The following is an 18,900-nucleotide window of genomic DNA, read 5'->3' as shown; positions in this document are numbered from 1 at the left end:
GCCGGCAGCGGGGGAAAAAACAGGTTGCCGAAATCGGCGCAGGGCGGGCGCGTGTCGAATCGGTTTCCCGTGACGCACGCAAGCACCGCCGGTGCGCCGACGAACGCTGGCGATAGCTGAAAAAAACACTTTATCTGAGCATCATTCAGTTTCTTGCGGCATCTGGGTCCGCAGGGAGGTGACGGCAGGGCGTTCCTGCGCGCAATCCACCGCGCATCGAATCGATCGACGACATCGAAGTCAGCACCAAGACATGCAGACATCGAACACCGTTTGGCGAATTCACGACGCTAAATGGCACTGCCCCCGGCAATCCGTTCGTCATGCATCGGTGCCGCTCCGCTCACCTCGGAAAAGATTCGGTGAAAAATTACGTTACCTGAGCATTCCTCAGTTTTGAGACGTCTGCCGCCCGCATCATCGGCTGGTGGTCCGCTTTCAAAAAAAGGCGTCGGTCGATACCATGAGGCCCACTACGACAACAACCGTCTCTTATCCGTGCCAGCCCTGTCCGCCTGGGCCAAATCGCCCGTCGTCGTGTGGGTGCGACGACAGTTTGCGCCGAACACCCTGCAAATCACGTTGCTGCTGGCCGGCATCGTCGGGTTGCTGGGGGCGTTGGCGACCGTCGCGTTCCGTGAAGCGCTCTCGGGCCTGCAATTTCTGCTTGCCGGACATCGCGGCGGCATGGTCGAACTGGCACAGAATCTGAACGGGTGGCAGCGCCTGCTCCTGCCGAGCGCCGGTGGGCTCGTCGCCGGGCTGATCCTTCAGTACGCCACGCGCTGGGTACCGAAAAAGGGCGCCGACGACTATATGGAGGCGATCGCCATCGGCACGGGAGTGCTGAGCCTGCGTCAAACGCTCGTCAAAAGCCTGTCGTCGTTGTGCTCGGTAGCCTCGGGCGCGTCGATCGGACGGGAAGGGCCGATGGTGCAGTTGGCCGCGATGTTCGCCTCGCTCGTCGGTCGCATGCTCGCATTCCCTCCGGAGCGTTTGCGGCTGCTTGTCGCGTGCGGCGCCACGGCCGGCATCACGTCCGCCTACAACGCGCCGATTGCCGGTGCGCTGTTCATCTCCGAGATCGTCTACGGGTCGATTTCCACAGCCACACTCGGGCCGCTGGTCGTCGCTTCGGTCATCGCCAATATCGTCATCCGTCAGTTTCTCGGCTACGACGCGGTCTATCAGATGCCGCGCTTCGACTTCGTCTCCGGCTGGGAAGTCCTCTTTTACATGGGCCTCGGCCTGCTGGCCGGCGTGCTCGCCCCGTTATTCCTGCGGCTGCTCGACACCGCCAAGGCGCGCTTCGGCGCCTTGCCCGTCCCCCTGTTCCTGCGCCTCGCCCTCGGCGGCCTCATCGTGGGGGTGCTGTCGTTGCAGGTGCCGCAGGTCTGGGGCAACGGCTACAGCGTAGTGAACTCGATCCTGCATACGCACTGGGCGTGGCAAGCGCTGGCGATGGTGCTGGTGTTCAAGGTGCTCGCGACAGCGTCCTCCGCCGGTTCCGGTGCGGTCGGCGGGGTCTTCACGCCGACGCTCTTCGTCGGCGCCGCCCTCGGCAGCCTCTACGGTTTCGCGATGAATGCGCTTGCGCCGGCGACGGCGTCGGTCGCGAGCAGCTACGCCGTCGTCGGCATGGGGGCGTTTCTCGCGGCCACCACTTACGCGCCGTTGATGTCGATTCTGATGATCTTCGAGATGACGCTCAGTTATCAGGTCGTCCTCCCGCTCATGCTGGCTTGCGTGACCGCCTATCTGACGGCGCACACACTGCGGGCCGACTCGGTCTACGCCAAATCGTTGCATCGCAATCAGGTGGCCGGCCGCTGGTTGTCGATGACGGGCGAAGGCAGCGAGATGCGTCTGTCGTCGCTGGTCGTGGACAACGATGCCATTGTGAGCGCCGACGACAGTTCGGAGGCGATTGGCGAGCGCTTCGTCGCATCCGGCTACCGCAACCTCGTGGTGCGCGCGCCGGACGGCCGTCTGATCGGCACGCTCGACGCGGCGAACTGGTGGCGACGCCAGGCGACGGGCGAACCGGCACGATGGACGCAGGCCGTCACACCGTGCAAAGCGCTCGACGGCGACATGACGCTGGTCGCTGCACTGCGCTCGGTCGGCAAGATGCACGCCGATTGGGTGCCCGTCGCGGGGGGCGATGGCCAATGGCTGGGCGTAGTGTCGCTGCCGGCGCTCATTGACATCGTGACCGAAGCGCGGGGGAACGAATGAGCCGCCGTCCGGGCATTGGCCCGATCACACCTGCGCAGCCGTCGACCACGGAAGACGGCACGCCTTATTCGGACACCTTCGAGGACGTCTATCACAGCACGGGCGGCGCACTCGGTCAGGCACGGTACGTCTTTCTCGGCGGTAACGGCTTGCCCGAGCGCTGGCGCGGTCGCGGGCAATTCGTCATTGTCGAGACCGGCTTCGGTCTGGGGCTGAACTTCCTCGCGACCTGGGCCGCATGGCGCGACGACCCGCAGCGGCCCGCCCGACTGCACTTCGTCTCCGTCGAGAAGCATCCATTCCGCGCGCTGGATCTGCGCCGCATGCTCGAACCGATGCTCGTGCAGCCCGGCATGACCGAACTCGCGCCGCTCGTCCAGCGGTTATGCGATATGTGGCCGTCGCCGGTGGCGGGTTGGCACCGGCTGGAGCTCGCACCGGGGGTGGTGCTGAGCGTGGGCTTCGGCGATGCGTCGGAGCTGTTGCCGTCGCTGCGTGTCGGGGCGGACGCCTTCTATCTCGACGGCTTCTCGCCGTCGAAAAATCCCGACATCTGGACGCCGGACATCTTCAAGACGTTGGGACGGCTGGCGCGCGACGGCGCGACGCTGGCGACATATACCGCCGTGGGACAGGTCCGGCGCGATCTGATTGCCGCCGGGTTCCAGGTCGCGCGCCAACACGGTTACGGGCCGAAACGCTCGATGCTCGCCGGGCCCTACGCACCGCCGTATCGCATGCGCCGCTACGATCCGCCCGCCGCCCCCACGCCGCGGGCGTCGCACCCGCGTGAAGCGATCGTGGTCGGTGCGGGCATGGCGGGCGCGGCGATGGCGCGACGTCTCGTGGCACGCGGCTGGCGCGTCCGGCTCTTCGAGCGGGCGCAGGCGCCGGGCACTGCGGCGTCGGGCAACCCTGCCGGCGTCTTCCATCCGCAACTCTCGGCCGATGACAACGTGTTGTCGCGTCTGACGCGCGCCGGTTTTCTCTACGCACTCTCGCAATGGCGCACGCTGCCGGGAGGCCTGCCCGGACGCGCCGACGGCCTGCTTCAGGTCGCCGCTACCGAGGCCGAGGCGCACGCCTTGCAGCAACTCATGGCCGCGCACGCGTATCCGGAGGCGTATGCGAAATGGGTCGACGCGTCGCAAGCCTCCGCGCTCGCGGGAGAAACGCTGACCCACGGCGGCGTATGGTATCCGGAGGGTGGCTGGCTCGCGCCCGCCATGCTCTGCCGGGCGGAACTGGTCGCGGCGGGTCCGTCGCTCGACGCACGCTATGGCGTGAGCGTGGCGCAGCTGGTGCGTCGTGACGACGGGCGCTGGGCCGCGCTTGACGAAACCGGGCGCGAACTGGCCGTTGCCGACGCGGTTGTGGTGACGGCCGCCGACGTCTCGCAGAAGCTGCTCGCGCCGTACCTCGATCCGGCATTCGTGCCGGTCAGGCGCGTGCGTGGGCAACTGACCTTCCTGCCGCCCGACGCGCTGCCGTCGCTTCGCGTGCCCGTGTGCGGCGACGGCTATGTGGCTCCGTCGCCGCTCGCCGGCGCAGGCCCCGTCACCGGCGCGACGTACGGCTTCGACGATCCCGCCGAGACGGTGCGTCTGGCCGATCATCAGGCCAATCTGCGCCGGCTGGCGGCGTTACTGCCGGCTCATGCGGAAGCCTTCGGCGACGCCGGGCTGGCCAGCGAGCGCGCCGCCGCCGAATTGGGCGGACGCACGGCCTTCCGGGCGCTGGCTCCCGATCGTCTGCCGATGGCGGGGCAGTTGCCGGACATGCGCGCGATCGAGCCGCAGCGGCGGCGTCTGTCCGGCGGCCATCTGCGGGATCTGCCGCGTCTGGACGGGCTGTACGCCAGCTTTGCGTTCGGCTCCCGCGGACTGGTCTTCGCGTCGCTGTGTGCCGAACTCGTCGCCAGTCAGCTCGAAGGCGAGCCGTGGCCCATCGGCAGCGATCTGGCGGACGCCATCGATCCGGCGCGGTATCTGATGCAGGCATTGCGGAAGGTCTGAGTCAGATTGACTCAGATTGAAGCCACTAAGCGCCTCGAGATGCGTTGCAATGCCTGAGATGCCCGAGGTGCCGCCGGGATCGTCAGACGAAACTGCGTCGAGGCCGTTTCTCACGTCCCCCTGAAGGACTTGGACTGCGCTCCCATGCATCCATTCTCCGAAAAAGCGGCACCGGGCCAATAAATCGAATCTGACCCTATAGGGGTGGAAAGCCCGCCCCACGCGGGGGCGACGCGCTTACCGCGCTCGCCCCCGACACTTTCCGGCTGTCATGGAAATTCACTGCGATCTCAGGCATCCCGAGGCAATCGACGGCCGCGGTCGGCAGGGCAGGAAACCGGCTTCCCTCGACGAACTCCCCGGACATGCCCGTACGGCGGGCCTTCGGCCATCGCGACGACCGTTTGAAGGGCCAGAAAACCGAGTATGGCAAAATGACCCCAACCCTTCGGGTTCGTCGCGCATTTGTCCTTTATCCACAACCCCGCGCGCGACTTTCTTTCCTTTTCACCACTTGATGCGCCGTCAAGCGGCGCAAAGCGAGCATTAATGACGTCGGAACTGTCCCTTTTTCCGGGCTGGCCGCCGGCGCCCGACCCCGTTTTCTTCGCTGGGCTGGCATTGGTATTTGCCGGTCTTGCCGGGGAAATCTGTTTCCGGAGACTGCGCCTGCCGCGCATCACCGGTTACGCGGTAGTCGGGCTGGTCGGTGGCACCCTGGGTCTTTCGTCCATGCTGGACGCGCAGACGAGCGCGGCCATCCGGCTGCTGATCGATCTGGCGCTTGGCCTGCTGCTGTTCGAACTGGGCAGCCGCCTCAACCTGAAATGGATGAGAGCCAACCCCTGGATCATCGTCACCAGTGCACTCGAAGCTTTGCTCACGTTCATCGCGGTCTACGCGGTGTTGCGAGTCTTCAACGTATCGCCGCTCACGGCGGTCCTCATCGCATCCATCAGCATGGCGACCTCCCCGGCGGTCGTCATCCAGCTGAAAAACGAGCTTCGGGCCGAGGGGCAGGTGACGGAGCGTTTGCTGGCGCTGGCCGCGCTCAACAGCGTGTACGCGGTGGTCGCGGTCAAGCTGGTCTACGGCTGGATGCACCAGGCGTACCACTCCAGCTTCTGGGTCGTGCTGTTCCATCCGCTGTATCTGCTCATCGGCTCGATCGTGCTGGCGTTCGCGCTCGCCAAGGCCTGCAATCTGGTCTTCCGGAAGTTCGGTAGTCAGGACCATCACGCGTTCGTGATGCTCATCGGTCTGATCATGCTGATGGTTGCCCTGGTGCATATGCTCAAGCTGCCGAACTCGCTCACGCTGCTGCTCGCCGGGATCATTTTCAGGAATCTGGATGAGCGGCCGCAGTTATGGCCCGCCTATTTCGGCACGGCCGGATGGCTGCTGGCCGTGGTGCTGTTCGTGCTGACGTCGCTGGCGTTCCAGTGGGAATACCTCGTCCTCGGCGGACTGGCGGCGTTGGCGATCATCGTCATTCGCGGCGCGGCCAAGGTCGTGGGCACGGTGGCCGTCGCGCACCAGGCCGGTATCAGTTACAAGCAGGCCGTCGCGCTCGGGTTGTCGCTGTGCCCGATGGCCAGTCTCGCGTTCGTACTCGTCGCCGACACGTACGACATCTACCCTCAATTCGATCCGATGCTCAAGGCTGTGGTTATGTGCGCCATTGCGCTGCTGCAACTGGCCGGACCGCTGGTGGTCTATTGGGCATTGGCCCTTGTCGGTGAACGGAAGGATTAAGCCATGTCACTAGAAGCATTCATTCCCTCCAAGCCCTGCACCTTCGGGGTGGAGCTGGAGATGCAGATCGTCAATCGGCACGATTACGATCTGACCAAGGCGGCGGCCGACGTCATGCGGCTCGTCGCCAAGGAATCGCATCCGGGCGATATCAAGCCGGAAATGACCGAAAGCATGATCGAGCTTTCCACCGATATCTGCCATCACCATAGCGACGCCGTCTCCCAGCTCACCCGCGTGCGCGACGTGCTGGTGGCGGCGAGCGAGCAACTAAACGTCGGGTTGTGCGGTGGGGGCACGCACGCCTTTCAGCGCTGGAGCGAGCGCACGATCTACGATTCGCCACGCTTTCACTTTCTCTCCGAGCTCTACGGGTATCTGGCCAAGCAGTTCACCGTGTTCGGTCAGCACGTCCACATCGGTTGCCCGGATCCGGACAGCGCGTTGTACCTCCTGCACGCCATGTCGCGCTACATCCCCCATTTCATTGCGCTGTCGGCCTCGTCGCCCTACGTGCAGGGGGTGGATACCGGCTTCCATTCGGCGCGCCTGAACTCCGTTTTTGCGTTCCCGTTGTCGGGTCGCGCGCCGTTCGTGCTCAAGTGGTCGGACTTCGAGACGTACTTCGACAAGATGGTAAAGACCGGTGTGGTCGAGAGCATGAAGGACTTTTACTGGGATATCCGTCCTAAACCGGGCTTTGGCACGATCGAGGTTCGGGTGATGGATACCCCCTTGTCGGTCCATCGGGCGGCCGCTATCGCCTGTTATATCCAGTCTCTGGCCCACTATCTGCTCAACGAGCGCCCGTTCGAGCTTAGCGAAGACGATTACCTCGTCTATACGTTCAATCGCTTCGAGGCCTGCCGTTTCGGTCTGGAAGGCGCTTACGTCGATCCGCAGACCGGCGAGCGCTCGATGCTGGGCGACCACATCGCGAAGACCCTGGACCTCATCAAACCTCATGCGGTGAAACTCGAAGCCGAAGCGGCGTGTGACGACATCCGTCAGTTGGTGGCGTCCGGCAAAAACGACGCGGTCTGGTTGCGCGAGATCCACGCCGAGGCCAAGTCGCTCAACGAGATGGTTCGGCAGCAATGCCTGCGATGGGCGGCATGACCTGAAAGTCTGCCATGGTCCGCACTGGCTTTACGCGTCTGGTGCGCGATCGGTGTGAGGAAACCCCGCCTTGGCGGGGTTTTTTATTGCCTGCACGGTGAGCTGGGGGCCTCTCGGTAAGCGGTTATGCGGTTATGCGGTTATGCGGTTATGCGGTTATGCCGTTAGGCGGCACACCGCAGGATTCGCTTCCCCGTTGTGCCGCTATCGAAGGCAAAACACAGGGCAATTGCCGCCTGAGGGCCTTCAGCAGGACAACCGACGCATCGCGAGCGCTGCGTTTTCCACTGTTCGGGACGACAGCGTTTTGCCGTTTTCGCGTCGCTCGTAGCAAGGTTTTAAGGTTTTAATAGGTTTACTGTATGTATACATAGTAGTAGTTAACAAAGGCAGCCAACTCCTGTGGATAACCACAGTTAACGTTGTGTAAACAGGAAGTTGCCGGAATGAGAACTGGATGGAAAAACAGCGGGTATCCGAAGAACAACTCTGAACAGTTTTTGGCCCCTGTGGAAACATTCGCGACTTATCCCGAACCCATGCACAACTAGTTCGATAAGTTATCCAGAAAGTTATCCACAGGCGCTTAAATATTGTGCAAGACACCCCCGAAAACGGGGTTTTGTGGATAATTTTGACGTTCTCGCTTTGGCCGACCGGTTCACGGCTACAATCTCGCCACGCTGTTTTCGTGTGATCTGCCGTACGTGGTGTAAGAAGTGAATGATGTTGGTTTTGCTGACCGTAACGAGCGACATCGTCCGTACCGTCAAATTTCTCACTTCGCGTGTCCCGAAGCCTTCGCCTGCGGACCCGCCGAACAGTTCTTTCCCTTTTTTTCCGCACAACACGACCCTCGACGACTGACGACCGACGGTTGTGTTTCAAATCATTTGCGTTCTGTCCGAAACGCAGGACGGTCTGCGGCCATTCGTCGCGTCGCGAGAAACGCACACATGTCTCGAATATCGAGAGATTTTCTTAGGGGACGTAATAGGGACGCTGCGCTCGGAAAATGCATCGCTCAAGTCTGTGAGCCACGTCTGATGAGGCTTCGCGGGACAGTTGAGAATTGGTGCGGGGTACGACGCGCTTGGGCGTGCCGCAACCCGTTACACCAATTCAGCAAACGGTGTAATTCGCATGGGATGCGAAATGATTTTTTCGGTGCGATGCTTCGCTCCGCAAGTGCGCAGGACACCAATATTTTGTAAACATCCTGAGTAGGATTTGGGAGATCAGTACAAGAACTGATACGCCAAAATTCAACTCAGAACACACAATGGAATCGTGGTGGGGCGGCGTGTTCAACAGCGACTCGCCGTCGAGTATCGACACGGAAGTAGCTTAGGGTTTCCCCCGGGCGGGGCGCCAAAATATACGATGCACAAGGTAGAGACGTGTGATGCACCGCCCGTGAGTTCATTTGACAAGCTGTTTTATCGACGTATAGTTTTTAGAAATCCTAACGAAAATCATGGCTACCCCGACCCCACTTGATGAAGCGCTCTCCAAGCGCGTAACGGCAGGCTTGTTGCGCATGGGAACCGCGTTACGGAGCCACGCCTGGGAGGGCGCGGCACTGTCTGGATTGACGCCGACGCAGGGTGAGATTCTCACGCTCCTGCTCATGCGCGGCGTGCCGATGCGATTGGGCGAGATTGCAGAGGACGCCGCCCTGACATCGGCCACGGTCAGCGAGGCCGTGAGTACGCTCGAAAGCAAGGGACTTGTCGAAAAGCGACGGGATGCCAACGACGGTCGTGCGCTGGCGTTGCGTCTGACCGCGAAAGGCCGCACATCCGCCAAGCGGGCGTCGCAATGGGCGAGTTTCGTGACGACGGCGGCCGATCTGCTCAGCGAGAAGGATCGGGCCCAGCTCTACCGCATGCTCGTCAAACTCATCTCCACGATGGAGAGCCGCGGGGACATGCCGCAGCAGCGCATGTGTCTGACGTGCGAGCACTTCGAGACGGCCGCGCGTGGCAAGGGTTCGTTCCACTGCAACCATTTCAATACCACGTTCGACGATTCGCGACTCGCGCTCGATTGCAATGCGCACGTTGAAACCGACCTCGCGACGCGCAACAAAGTCTGGAAGCTCTACAGCAAGAGCTGAGTGTCGGTCCGGTGTTCGCTGTGCCCGGGCGTCATGCCTGAGCGGCGCGAATCAGGGGGAGAACGTCATCCGCGACCGGGTGACGTTTTTTTTTCGTCGGGAGTTGTCACGCACATGACCGTCGCGTGCCTGTACACTGCGCTTTTTTGCATCCACGAAACCTCATCGCATAGAGATGGCAGCCAAGCGCAGAATCGAAGTCAGGAAGTCAGGCGTGCACGGAAAGGGTGTGTATGCGGTCAAGCGTCTCAAGAAGGGGGATCGCGTGATCGAGTACAAGGGCGAGATCATTTCGTGGCGCGAGGCGTTGCGTCGCCATCCGCACGATCCCGCGCACCCGACGCACACCTTTTATTTCAGCCTGGAAGACGGTCGCTGCATCGACGGCAAAGTCGACGGCAACAATGCCCGCTGGATCAACCACGCGTGCTCGCCGAACTGCGAGGCGCGAGAAGAGGGGGAGCGCGTCTACATCTATGCGATGCGCGATATCGACGCGGGCGAAGAGCTTTTTTACGATTACGGTCTGGTGATCGACGCCCGCTATACCGCAAAACTCAAACGCGAATACGCCTGCCACTGTGGCAGCAAAGCGTGTCGCGGCACGCTGCTCGCGCCGAAGCGCTGAGCATGTGCGTGACGCACGGCGTGCCGGGAGGGATCAGCGCGACGTTCGGTCGCCGGCGAACTGGTCGATGGCCAGCGCCAGCTTGACGTCGCGTGCGGTCAGACCTTCGGCGTCGTGCGTCGAGAGGGTGATGTCCACACGGTTGTAGACGTTGAACCACTCCGGATGATGGTCCATCTTTTCCGCTTTGAGCGCGACTTGTGTCATGAAGCCGAAGGCTTCGTTGAAGTCGTGAAACGTGAAACTGCGCTGGATGGCATCGCGGCCGACGACCTGATGCCACTCGGGCAGCACTTCGGCCAGCGTGGCGCGTTCCTCGGATGAGAGTCGTGTTGTCATGGCATTCCTTTCAAAGCATGTAGTGCAAGCCGGGCGGTATCTGCGTCACCGATGCCAGCGCGGCGCCGGTGACGATCCCGTCAAGGGCCGTGAGCGGACTCGGCGGTTCCTGACGTAATGCCCGATGAGTCGGCTGGGTGCCGTCTCATCGGAGCATTGTTCCACAGGCGGGCAGTGCATGTGTGTCAGCGCTGTCCGATTGCGCGCGCCAGATCTGAAAAATCGGAATCGGCCGCCGCCGAATGCGGCGCAGATCAAGGCTGATGAATGTTTTTGGAGGTCGCGGCCCGAAAGGTTGCGGGCCGTGCCATCATGCCGGCAGCAGAATTTGCGTATCTTCGGGCCGGCGAGCGTTGGCCTCGAACGACGGCTGTTCGGCAAACGCCTTGAACAATGCCGGCAGATCGGTGCGCATGGCGTCGAACAACTGGGCAAAGTCGTCGATCACGAAGTACGTTTGCTGGAAGGTGTCGATGCGGTATTGCGTGCGCAGCACACGTTCGAGAGAGAAACCTATACGGTTCGGCGCGCGCGACGTCAGCGAGAATTCGGTTTCGCCCCGGCTCGAGACGATGCCCGCGCCGTAGATGCGCAGGCCGTCGCCGTCGCGCATCAGACCGAATTCGACCGTGTACCAGTACAGACGTGCCAGCAAGGGCAACGCGCCGAGCGACTGCGCGACCTTACCGGCGTTACCGTAGGCTTGCATGAAGTCCGCGAACACCGGGTTGACGAGTAGCGGCACGTGACCGAACACGTCGTGGAAGCAGTCGGGTTCCTGGAGGTAGTCGAGCTGATCCGGCCGACGCATCCACCATGTGGCAGGAAAGCGCCGGTTGGCGAGGTGGTCGAAGAAGACGTCGTCCGGCACGAGTCCGGGCACCGCCACGACTTGCCAGCCGGTGGCCGCCGTCAGTTTTTCGTTCAGGCGTTCGAACTCCGGCACGCGACGCGCGTCCATGTCGAGAGCGCGAATGCCGTCCATGAACGCATCGCAGACACGGCCCGGCAGCATCGCCGTCTGACGTTCGTAGAGTTGCTGCCACACCGCGTGATCCACCGCGCCGTATCGCTCGACGGGTTGATCGATGGTGAAATCGGGGCGGGTCGCGAGACCGGCGTCGAATTGCTCCTGGAGCATGGCGGTGAGGGACATGGTACGAACGTCTCAATCAAGTGGTGACAATGATTGAAAGTGTATTGCGCATGGCCCGCGAAATGGGCGCATAATGCGCCTGTGGTGAAAGTCGTTTGCATAAATTTCGCATAAAAATGTGATTTATTGCGGAGAATCGTCATGCTTGATCTGGATAGCTTCGATTTGGCCCTGTTGGACGCCTTGCAGAAGGAAGGACGGGCCACCCATCACCAGTTGGCGGAACATGTGGCGTTGTCGGCGTCGCAGATCGGCCGACGCCTGCAACGGCTTGAAGCCGCAGGCGTCATCGAGGGATACCGCGTGGTGTTGCGGCCCGAGGCATTGGGTCTGGCGGTGACGGCTTTCACGACGCTGCGTTTGCAGCACCATGGCGATCAGGTCATCGAGCGTTTCCAGGCAGAAATCGATCTGCTGCCCGAGGTGCTCGAATGTCATGCGGTTGTCGGCGAGGCGGACTACTTGCTGAGAATCGTGGTGCCGGATCTGAACGCGCTATCGGCGTTCGTCATGAAACGGCTGATGCAGGTGCCGGGCGTGGAGAACGTGCGTTCGAACATCGTGCTGAGCGCGTTCAAGCGCAGCAACGCGCTGCCGCTGAGCTATCTGTCGAACAACCGGCCGGCGCAACGCTGAGCGCAGGCGGCGTTCGCCGCCTCGCTGCCTCGTTGCCTCGCCGTGCGCGACACGACGGCCGTTCGGCCGTTGCGCCCCCTCAGTCCTCCGGCATCAGCCAGGGCTTCACGTAACGTCCGTAGATCAGCGACTGGATCAGCGCGACGGTGGAGCCGACCAGCACTTCGATCACACGCAGCATGGCGAGGCTCAGTTCTTCGTGCAGGCCCTGTCCCTGTCCGCTGAGCGCCGCCGACATCAGAATCACCACCGTAGCCGGCCCGAGACGCCAGTTCGCCGGATAGTTCTGCACCAGCATCGCGGCCAGCGTGGCGATCGTGATTCCCACGAGCATCGCGGCCAGCCCAGGTCCCATCATCAGCAAGACGATACATGCCACGATCGCCCCAGTAATCGTGTTGATCGAGCGTGCCTTGAAGTTTGTGCGTGCCTGCAACGGATCGGGTTCCGTCACGATGATGAGCGAGATCATTGCCCAGTAGGGTTCGGGAAAGCCTGCGGCCCGCAGACCGAACCACACGATCAGCGAACCGCTGAGAATCTTCACCAGATAGACCAGTGCGTTCTTCTTGGGATGGAGAAAGGCGACGGACATGACAGACGCACACAGCGATTACGGAAAGACGCCAGTGTGACATAGGGCACCGGCCCGGCTTCGATCATGCAGTGATTGACTCGACGATTGAGACGAATTCCGAGGGGATCGATCGGATATTTCCGAGCGATGCCGGGCGCGCATCCCAAACATCGAATTCCGTCCCGGTTCTGTTGGGAAACGGTTCGAGATGCCAAGGATCGCGGAGTAGAATCGTCTGACCAGAACCTGGGGAGGAGTCCGGCATGCATAGCCGAACACAACGCGTCTGGCCGGCTGCGCCGTTGGCGTGGGCGGCGCTTTGTCTTGGAATGGCGGCGATGTCGACGGCGCAGGCCGCGCGCGTCGTGAGCGTCAGCCCGCAGGGCGAGGTCGCCGGCGTCGATCAGGTGGTCGTCAAGTTCGACGAAGCGATGGTGCCGGCCGGCGACCCTCGTGCGACGGCGCCTGCGACGGTGCGATGCGCCGAGGCGTCGGTGACGGGAGACGGCCATTGGCTCGAACCCAAGATCTGGGTCTACGACTTCAAGGACGCACTGCCACCGGGAGCGAAGTGCTCCGTCGAGATGCGCAGCGGGCTTACCGCCGTCTCGGGCACCGCGCTTTCCGGTACCACGAAGTACGCCTTCAACACCGGCGGCCCGGCCGTCTCGTCTATCCGCCCGTCGTATGGTCCCATCGACGAAAACCAGATATTCATTCTGACGCTCAATGGCGCTGCCACGCCTGATAGCGTGCGTCGGAACGCGTGGTGCGAGACCGAAGGGGTCGGTGAACGCATCGGCGTGAAGTGGATTGAGGGCGATACGCGCGCCGCGCTGCTCAAGCGATTCAATCTCGACAAGTCGTCGGCGCGTGTCGTGATGCTGCAATGCAATCGCACGCTCGCCGCTGGTGCGAAGATGCACCTGGTCTGGGGCGCGGGTATCGCGACGCCGTCGGGGGTGCCGACCAGGCAGGCGCGTCGTTTCGAATACGACGTTCGCGAGCCGTTCACCGCGAGCTTCAGTTGCGAGCGTGAGAACGCCAACGTGCCGTGCACGCCGCTGCGTCCGATGCGTCTGTCGTTCAATGCTCCTGTCGCGCGCGATGTCGTGGCGAAAATTCGTCTCGAGGGTGCGGGGACTGAGCGCGCCCCGAAGTTCGCGGATTCGGATCGCGCGTCGAGCGTGACCGATGTCACATTCGAAGCGCCGTTCCCCGAGAAGGCCGACCTGACGCTTACGCTGCCCAAGGGTTTTACGGACGACAGTGGTCGTGCGCTCGATAACGCCAGTGAATTCCCGCTCAAGACCAAGACGGCGACAATGCCGCCGCTGGCCAAATTCGCTGCGGCGCCGTTCGGCATCGTCGAGCGCTTTGCCGAGCCGGGGATGCCGCCGATGTTGCCGGTCACGCTGCGCAAGGTCGAACCGGCGCTTCAAATCAGCGGGCTCGGCGTGGCGGGTGAGGCGGCGAATGGACGCACGTTGCAGTTGCGTGTGGACGATGACGCCGAGGTGCTGACGTGGATGTCGCGCGTAAGGCGCTTCGACGAAACCACGATGACGCGCAAGCAGATCGCGCAGGAAATGCCGTCGATTCTGACGGGGCCAGCGGCGAAGGAGACGTTCGGACCCAACGCGGCGGTCATCGTCGAAGACAAGGTCACGCGTTACGACACGCGAAGCCTGTCGTTGCTCTCCGGTTTGCAAGGCGTTCAGGCGCTCACGTTGCCGGTGCCGAAGGAAAAGGACCCGCGTCCGTTCGAGGTCGTGGGCATTCCGTTCCAGAAGCCGGGATTCTACGTCGTGGAACTCGCGTCGCCATCGCTCGGGGCGGCGCTGCTGGGCAAGTCGTTGCCGATGTATGTGCGCACCACGGTGCTCGTCACCAATCTCGGCGTGCACTTCAAGATGGGGCGTGAGAATGCGGTGGCATGGGTCACGACGCTCGACAAAGGGCAACCCGTCGCCAACGCCAAGGTCCGCGTGCTCGACTGCGACGGCAGTGAAGTCGCGACCGCCGTGACCGACAAGACGGGAGTGGCGAAGATCGATAAGGCGCTCGAACGTTACCGGTATTGCCAGAAGACGGGGCGCTCCGGGTATTTCGTGGTCGCGCGCACGCAGGGCAACGATCCGGATATGGCGTTCGTGTCGTCCGATTGGGATCGCGGTATCGAGCCGTGGCGTTTCCATGTGCCCACCGATGGCGGAAATTCCCCGACCGTTCGCGCGCAGACTGTCTTCGACCGCATGCTGTTCCGCGTTGGCGAAACGGTCTCGATGAAGCACTTCATTCGTCAGGAGACGATGCAGGGGCTGGCGTTGCCGGCAAGTCTGCCCTCGCAACTGACGATAACGCACGAGGGCTCGGGGCAGACCTACACCCAGCCCATCACGTGGCGTAACGGCCGGTTGGCCGAGAACACCTTCCAGATTCCGCAAGGCGCAAAGCTTGGACAGTATGCGGTGACGCTGGATTACACGGACAGCGATTCACGGCCGAAGACCTATCCGCAATCGCTCGATGCGGGGCATTTCCGCGTCGAGGCGTTCCGTCTGCCGGTGCTGGCCGGCGCGATCGGTGTACGCGACGCTGCCAAGTCGCCGCTGATCAACAAGACGGAAGCACCGGTGAACGTGCAGGTGAATTATGTCGCCGGCGGTCCTGCCGGCAATTTGCCCGTGCGGGTGTCGGCGCTCATGCGGGTGCGCGATCTGACGTTCGACGGCTACGACGATTTCAGCTTCACGCCGTATCGTCCGCCTTCGGCAGGCGCCGGACCGGACGACGAGGATCAGGGCAGTGACGAGAGTTCGGGATCGAGCGATCAAAAGCTCGTGGCGGACAAGCAGCGGCTGGTGCTCGATCGAAATGGCGCGGGCAGTCTGACGCTCAAGGATTTACCGAAGGTGGATCGTCCTAGCGATCTGGTGCTGGAGGCCAGCTTCGCCGATCCGAACGGCGAAATTCAGACGCTTCGCGGCAACGCGACGCTGTGGCCGGCCAATGTGATCACCGGCGTGCGCAGCGAAAGCTGGGTGTCGGTGACCAACAAGTTGCCGGTCAAGGCGCTGGCGCTCGATTTGCAAGGCAAGCCCAAGTCCGGCGTGGCGATGGAGGTGCGTGCCGAGGCTCGCATCACGACCAGCAGCCGCAAGCGCATGGTGGGCGGTTTCTACGCCTACGACAATCGCACGGAAGTGAAGGATCTCGGCACGGTCTGTAGCGGCAAGACGGACGAGCGCGGCCAGTTGTCTTGCGATGTCTCGCTCTCGCAGCCCGGCGAAATCACGCTGGTGGCGCAGGCGAAAGACGATAAGGGCAATCTGAGCACGTCGACGACCGGTGTCTGGGTCACGGGACGCGGCGAGGTCTGGTTCGGCGGCGACAACACCGATCGCATGGACGTGTTGCCGGAGCGTCGGGCGTACGCGCCTGGGGAGACGGCCAAATTGCAGGTCCGCATGCCGTTTCGCTCGGCCACTGCGCTGGTGGCGATCGAGCGCGAGGGTGTGATGCAGACGCGCACGATGGAGATTTCAGGCAAGGACCCGAACATCTCGCTGAAGATCGATCCGGCGTGGGGACCCAATGTCTACGTGTCGGTGCTGGCCGTTCGCGGCCGCATTCACGAAGTGCCGTGGTATTCGTTCTTCCAGTGGGGGTGGAAGCAGCCGCTCGAGTGGTTCCGCGCGTTCTGGTACGAGGGGCGCGAGTATCAGGCGCCGACGGGTCTCGTGGATCTCGGCAAGCCCGCCTATCGCTTCGGCCTGACCGAGTTGCGCGTCGGCACCGCAGGGCAGCGTTTGACCGTGGACGTGAAACCCGATGCGGCGACGTACCCGGTACGTGGACATGCCAAGGTGCGTATCAAGGTCACGCAGCCGGACGGCAAGCCGATGGCCGCCGGTGCTGAAGTCGCGGTCGCTGCGGTGGACGAAGCGCTGCTGGAACTGGCGCCGAACACCAGCTGGAATCTGCTCGACGCCATGTGGCAGCGCCGCAGCTACAGCGTGACGACGGCCACCGCGCAGATGGAAATCATCGGTCGTCGCCATTACGGCCGCAAAGCGGTGCCTGCCGGCGGCGGCGGGGGCAAGAGTCCGACCCGGGAACTGTTCGACACGCTGTTGCTGTGGCAACCGCGCGTAGTGCTCGACGACAAGGGCGAGGCGACGGTCGACGTGCCGCTCAACGACTCGCTGTCGAGCTTCCGCATCGTGGCTGTGGCGGACGATGGCAAGCCCGGGGCGTCCGCTGCGCAGGCGCTTGGCTGGTTCGGCACGGGCACCGCGACGATTCGTTCCACCCAGGATCTGCAACTGATCTCCGGATTGCCGCCGTTGGTGCGAGAGGGCGACAACTACCGCGCCCAGTTCACCGTGCGCAATACGACGCAGCACGCCATGCAGGTGCAGTTGACCGCACGGGCAACGCAACTGACGCTGGCGCCGCAGCGCGTCGATGTGCCAGCGGGCGAGTCGCGGGAGGTGGCGTGGGAAGTCACCGCGCCGACAGGCCTGGCCGACACGCGAGCGCAGCGGGTGCTATGGGAGGTCAGTGCGCAGGCACCGGCCGCCGGCGGTGCGCCTGCGGCCAGCGACGCCATCAAGGTGGGGCAGGACATTCAGCCGTCGTTACCCGCGAGTGTGCAGCAGTCGGTGCTGATGCAGGTCGAAGGCAGTCTGACGCTGCCGATGGCGCCGCCCGCCGGGGCGGTCGCCGACAGCACGGGTAAGTTGCGCGGTGGGGTGCGCATCAACATGCAGCCGCGTCTGTCGCAGGGCCTGCCGGGGGTGAAGCGCTGGTTCGAACTGTATCCCTATGCCTGTCTGGAGCAGCAGGCGTCCAAGGCGCTCGGCTTGCGAGATACGGCGCAGTGGAAGCGGGTGATGGGCACGTTGCCGTCGTATCTGGATGAAGACGGCCTTGCGAGCTATTTCCCTCCGCAGGAGGGTTTCGCCAATCAGGGCAGCGACACGTTGACCGCTTATCTGCTGGCAGTGAGCCACGAGGCGAAGGCGCTCGATCCGGCGTACGGGCTGCCGGACGACGCACTCGCCCGCATGCAGGACGGTCTGACGGCGTTCGTGGAAGGGCGTCTCACGCGTCGCTTCTGGGCGCCGCGTGACGACCTGACCATACGCCAGCTCAACGCGATCGAAGCCCTGTCGCGTTACGGGCGCGCCAACGCTCGCATGCTGAGCGCGCTCACGATCGCGCCGAACGATTGGCCGACCTCCGCCGTGATCGACTGGTACGCGATTCTGCAACGTCTGCCCGACGCGCCGCAGCGGGCCGAGCGCATGGCGCAGGCCGAGCAGATTCTGCGAGCGAGGCTGTCCTATCAGGGCACGCGCGTGGGCTTCTCGACGCAAGGCAGCGACGGCCTTTGGTGGCTCATGGTCGGTCCGGAAACCAATGCGGCACGACTGGCGTTGCTGATGAACGCCAACCCGGCGTGGAAGGACGAGATGCCGCGTCTGGTGATCGGTCTGCTGGGCCTGCAATCGCGGGGCGCATGGTCGACGACGACGGCCAACGTCTGGGGTGGTCTGGCCGTGGATCGCTTCTCGGCACGATTCGAACGGGATACGCCGAGTGGCCAGACGTCGATCCAATGGCAGCGCGACAACCAGACGAGCGGTGGCGTGCAAAGCGTCGATTGGGACAAGCTCAAGGCAGGCACGTTGCCGCCGACGGTCTCGCTGCCGTGGCTGACGAATGCTGCCGCCGGCACGGACAACGGGCGCGATGTCTTGCGTCTGGAGCAGACCGGCGCCGGCAAGCCGTGGGCGACGATCCAGAGTCTGGCCGCCGTGCCGCTCAAGGCGCCGTTCGCCGCCGGCTACCGTGTGACGCGCAGCGTTCAGGTGCAAGACGCCGCGGAGCGCTCGGGCGACAGCTTCGTGCGCGGCGCGGTGTTGCGGGTACGTCTCGATATCGATGCGCAGGCTGACATGCGCTGGGTCGTGGTGAGCGATCCGCTGCCGGGCGGTGCGACGGTGTTGGGCGGCGGACTGGGGCGCGATTCGGTGATTGCGACGCAGGGTGAGCATCGTGATGGTGCGATGCCGGCGTTCGAGGAGCGCGCGCAGGACGCTTACCGGGCGTACTACGACTATCTGCCGAAGGGGCAGCATCGCATCGAGTACACCGTGCGTCTGAACAACGTCGGCAAGTTCGCTACGCCGCCCACGCGCGTCGAGGCGATGTACGAGCCGGCGATGTATGGCGAGACGCCGAATGCACCGGTGCAGGTGGTGCCCGCCAAGCCATGATGCGCGGTCATGGGTAACGCCAGCTGCGAAC

At 63.3% G+C, this 18,900-nt stretch carries 11 protein-coding genes; 8 read left to right on the top strand and 3 right to left on the bottom strand.

The annotated features are described in order from the left end of the window. The first annotated feature begins 537 nt into the window (after positions 1-537). From PAN31108_RS22145 to PAN31108_RS22120, 6 genes are all read left to right on the top strand, one after another. On the top strand, positions 538-2,238 hold the full coding sequence (locus PAN31108_RS22145) for a ClcB-like voltage-gated chloride channel protein (protein ID WP_150670951.1): 1,701 nt from the start codon (positions 538-540) through the stop codon (positions 2,236-2,238). Further along, positions 2,235-4,253 carry a bifunctional tRNA (5-methylaminomethyl-2-thiouridine)(34)-methyltransferase MnmC2/FAD-dependent 5-carboxymethylaminomethyl-2-thiouridine(34) oxidoreductase MnmC1 gene (mnmC, locus tag PAN31108_RS22140; protein WP_150670921.1) on the top strand — a complete coding sequence of 673 codons (2,019 nt, stop codon included), beginning with the start codon at positions 2,235-2,237 and terminating at the stop codon, positions 4,251-4,253. The genes PAN31108_RS22145 and mnmC overlap by 4 nt, the downstream gene beginning before the upstream one ends. A 549-nt stretch (positions 4,254-4,802) precedes the next feature. Beyond that, positions 4,803-6,008, top strand: a complete 1,206-nt coding sequence (locus tag PAN31108_RS22135) for a cation:proton antiporter (RefSeq protein ID WP_150670920.1) — start codon at positions 4,803-4,805, stop codon at positions 6,006-6,008. Positions 6,009-6,011: 3 nt separating this feature from the next. Further along, positions 6,012-7,127, top strand: coding sequence for a YbdK family carboxylate-amine ligase (locus PAN31108_RS22130; protein ID WP_150670919.1), 1,116 nt, complete (start codon positions 6,012-6,014; stop codon positions 7,125-7,127). A gap of 1,477 nt (positions 7,128-8,604) precedes the next feature. Continuing rightward, positions 8,605-9,246 carry a MarR family winged helix-turn-helix transcriptional regulator gene (locus PAN31108_RS22125; protein ID WP_174995100.1) on the top strand — a complete coding sequence of 214 codons (642 nt, stop codon included), beginning with the start codon at positions 8,605-8,607 and terminating at the stop codon, positions 9,244-9,246. 175 nt (positions 9,247-9,421) lie between these two features. After that, positions 9,422-9,874 carry an SET domain-containing protein gene (locus PAN31108_RS22120; protein WP_150670918.1) on the top strand — a complete coding sequence of 151 codons (453 nt, stop codon included), beginning with the start codon at positions 9,422-9,424 and terminating at the stop codon, positions 9,872-9,874. A 33-nt stretch (positions 9,875-9,907) separates the two neighbouring features. Here the strand turns inward: PAN31108_RS22120 and PAN31108_RS22115 are convergent, their stop codons facing one another. Further along, complete coding sequence (locus tag PAN31108_RS22115) at positions 9,908-10,213, bottom strand: 4a-hydroxytetrahydrobiopterin dehydratase (protein WP_150670917.1); 306 nt, start codon at positions 10,211-10,213, stop codon at positions 9,908-9,910. A 310-nt stretch (positions 10,214-10,523) separates the two neighbouring features. Beyond that, positions 10,524-11,369, bottom strand: a complete 846-nt coding sequence (phhA, locus tag PAN31108_RS22110) for a phenylalanine 4-monooxygenase (protein ID WP_174995099.1) — start codon at positions 11,367-11,369, stop codon at positions 10,524-10,526. Between the two features lie 141 nt (positions 11,370-11,510). On the opposite strand from phhA, the gene PAN31108_RS22105 reads away from it, so the two are divergent. Further along, positions 11,511-12,005 carry an Lrp/AsnC family transcriptional regulator gene (locus PAN31108_RS22105; protein ID WP_069341081.1) on the top strand — a complete coding sequence of 165 codons (495 nt, stop codon included), beginning with the start codon at positions 11,511-11,513 and terminating at the stop codon, positions 12,003-12,005. A gap of 79 nt (positions 12,006-12,084) precedes the next feature. On the opposite strand, the gene PAN31108_RS22100 is transcribed toward PAN31108_RS22105, so the two are convergent. Then, positions 12,085-12,600 (bottom strand): FUSC family protein, encoded by a 516-nt coding sequence (locus PAN31108_RS22100; protein WP_150670916.1) that lies wholly within the window; start codon positions 12,598-12,600, stop codon positions 12,085-12,087. Between the two features lie 245 nt (positions 12,601-12,845). Between PAN31108_RS22100 and PAN31108_RS22095 the strand changes: the two genes are divergently transcribed. Next, positions 12,846-18,869, top strand: a complete 6,024-nt coding sequence (locus PAN31108_RS22095) for an Ig-like domain-containing alpha-2-macroglobulin family protein (RefSeq protein WP_150670915.1) — start codon at positions 12,846-12,848, stop codon at positions 18,867-18,869. Positions 18,870-18,900 lie beyond the last annotated feature (31 nt).

Source organism: Pandoraea anhela, assembly GCF_902459655.1.
Taxonomy (GTDB): domain Bacteria; phylum Pseudomonadota; class Gammaproteobacteria; order Burkholderiales; family Burkholderiaceae; genus Pandoraea; species Pandoraea anhela.
Note: the sequence above shows the minus strand (reverse complement) of the source record. Positions and strands in the feature narration are given on the sequence as shown.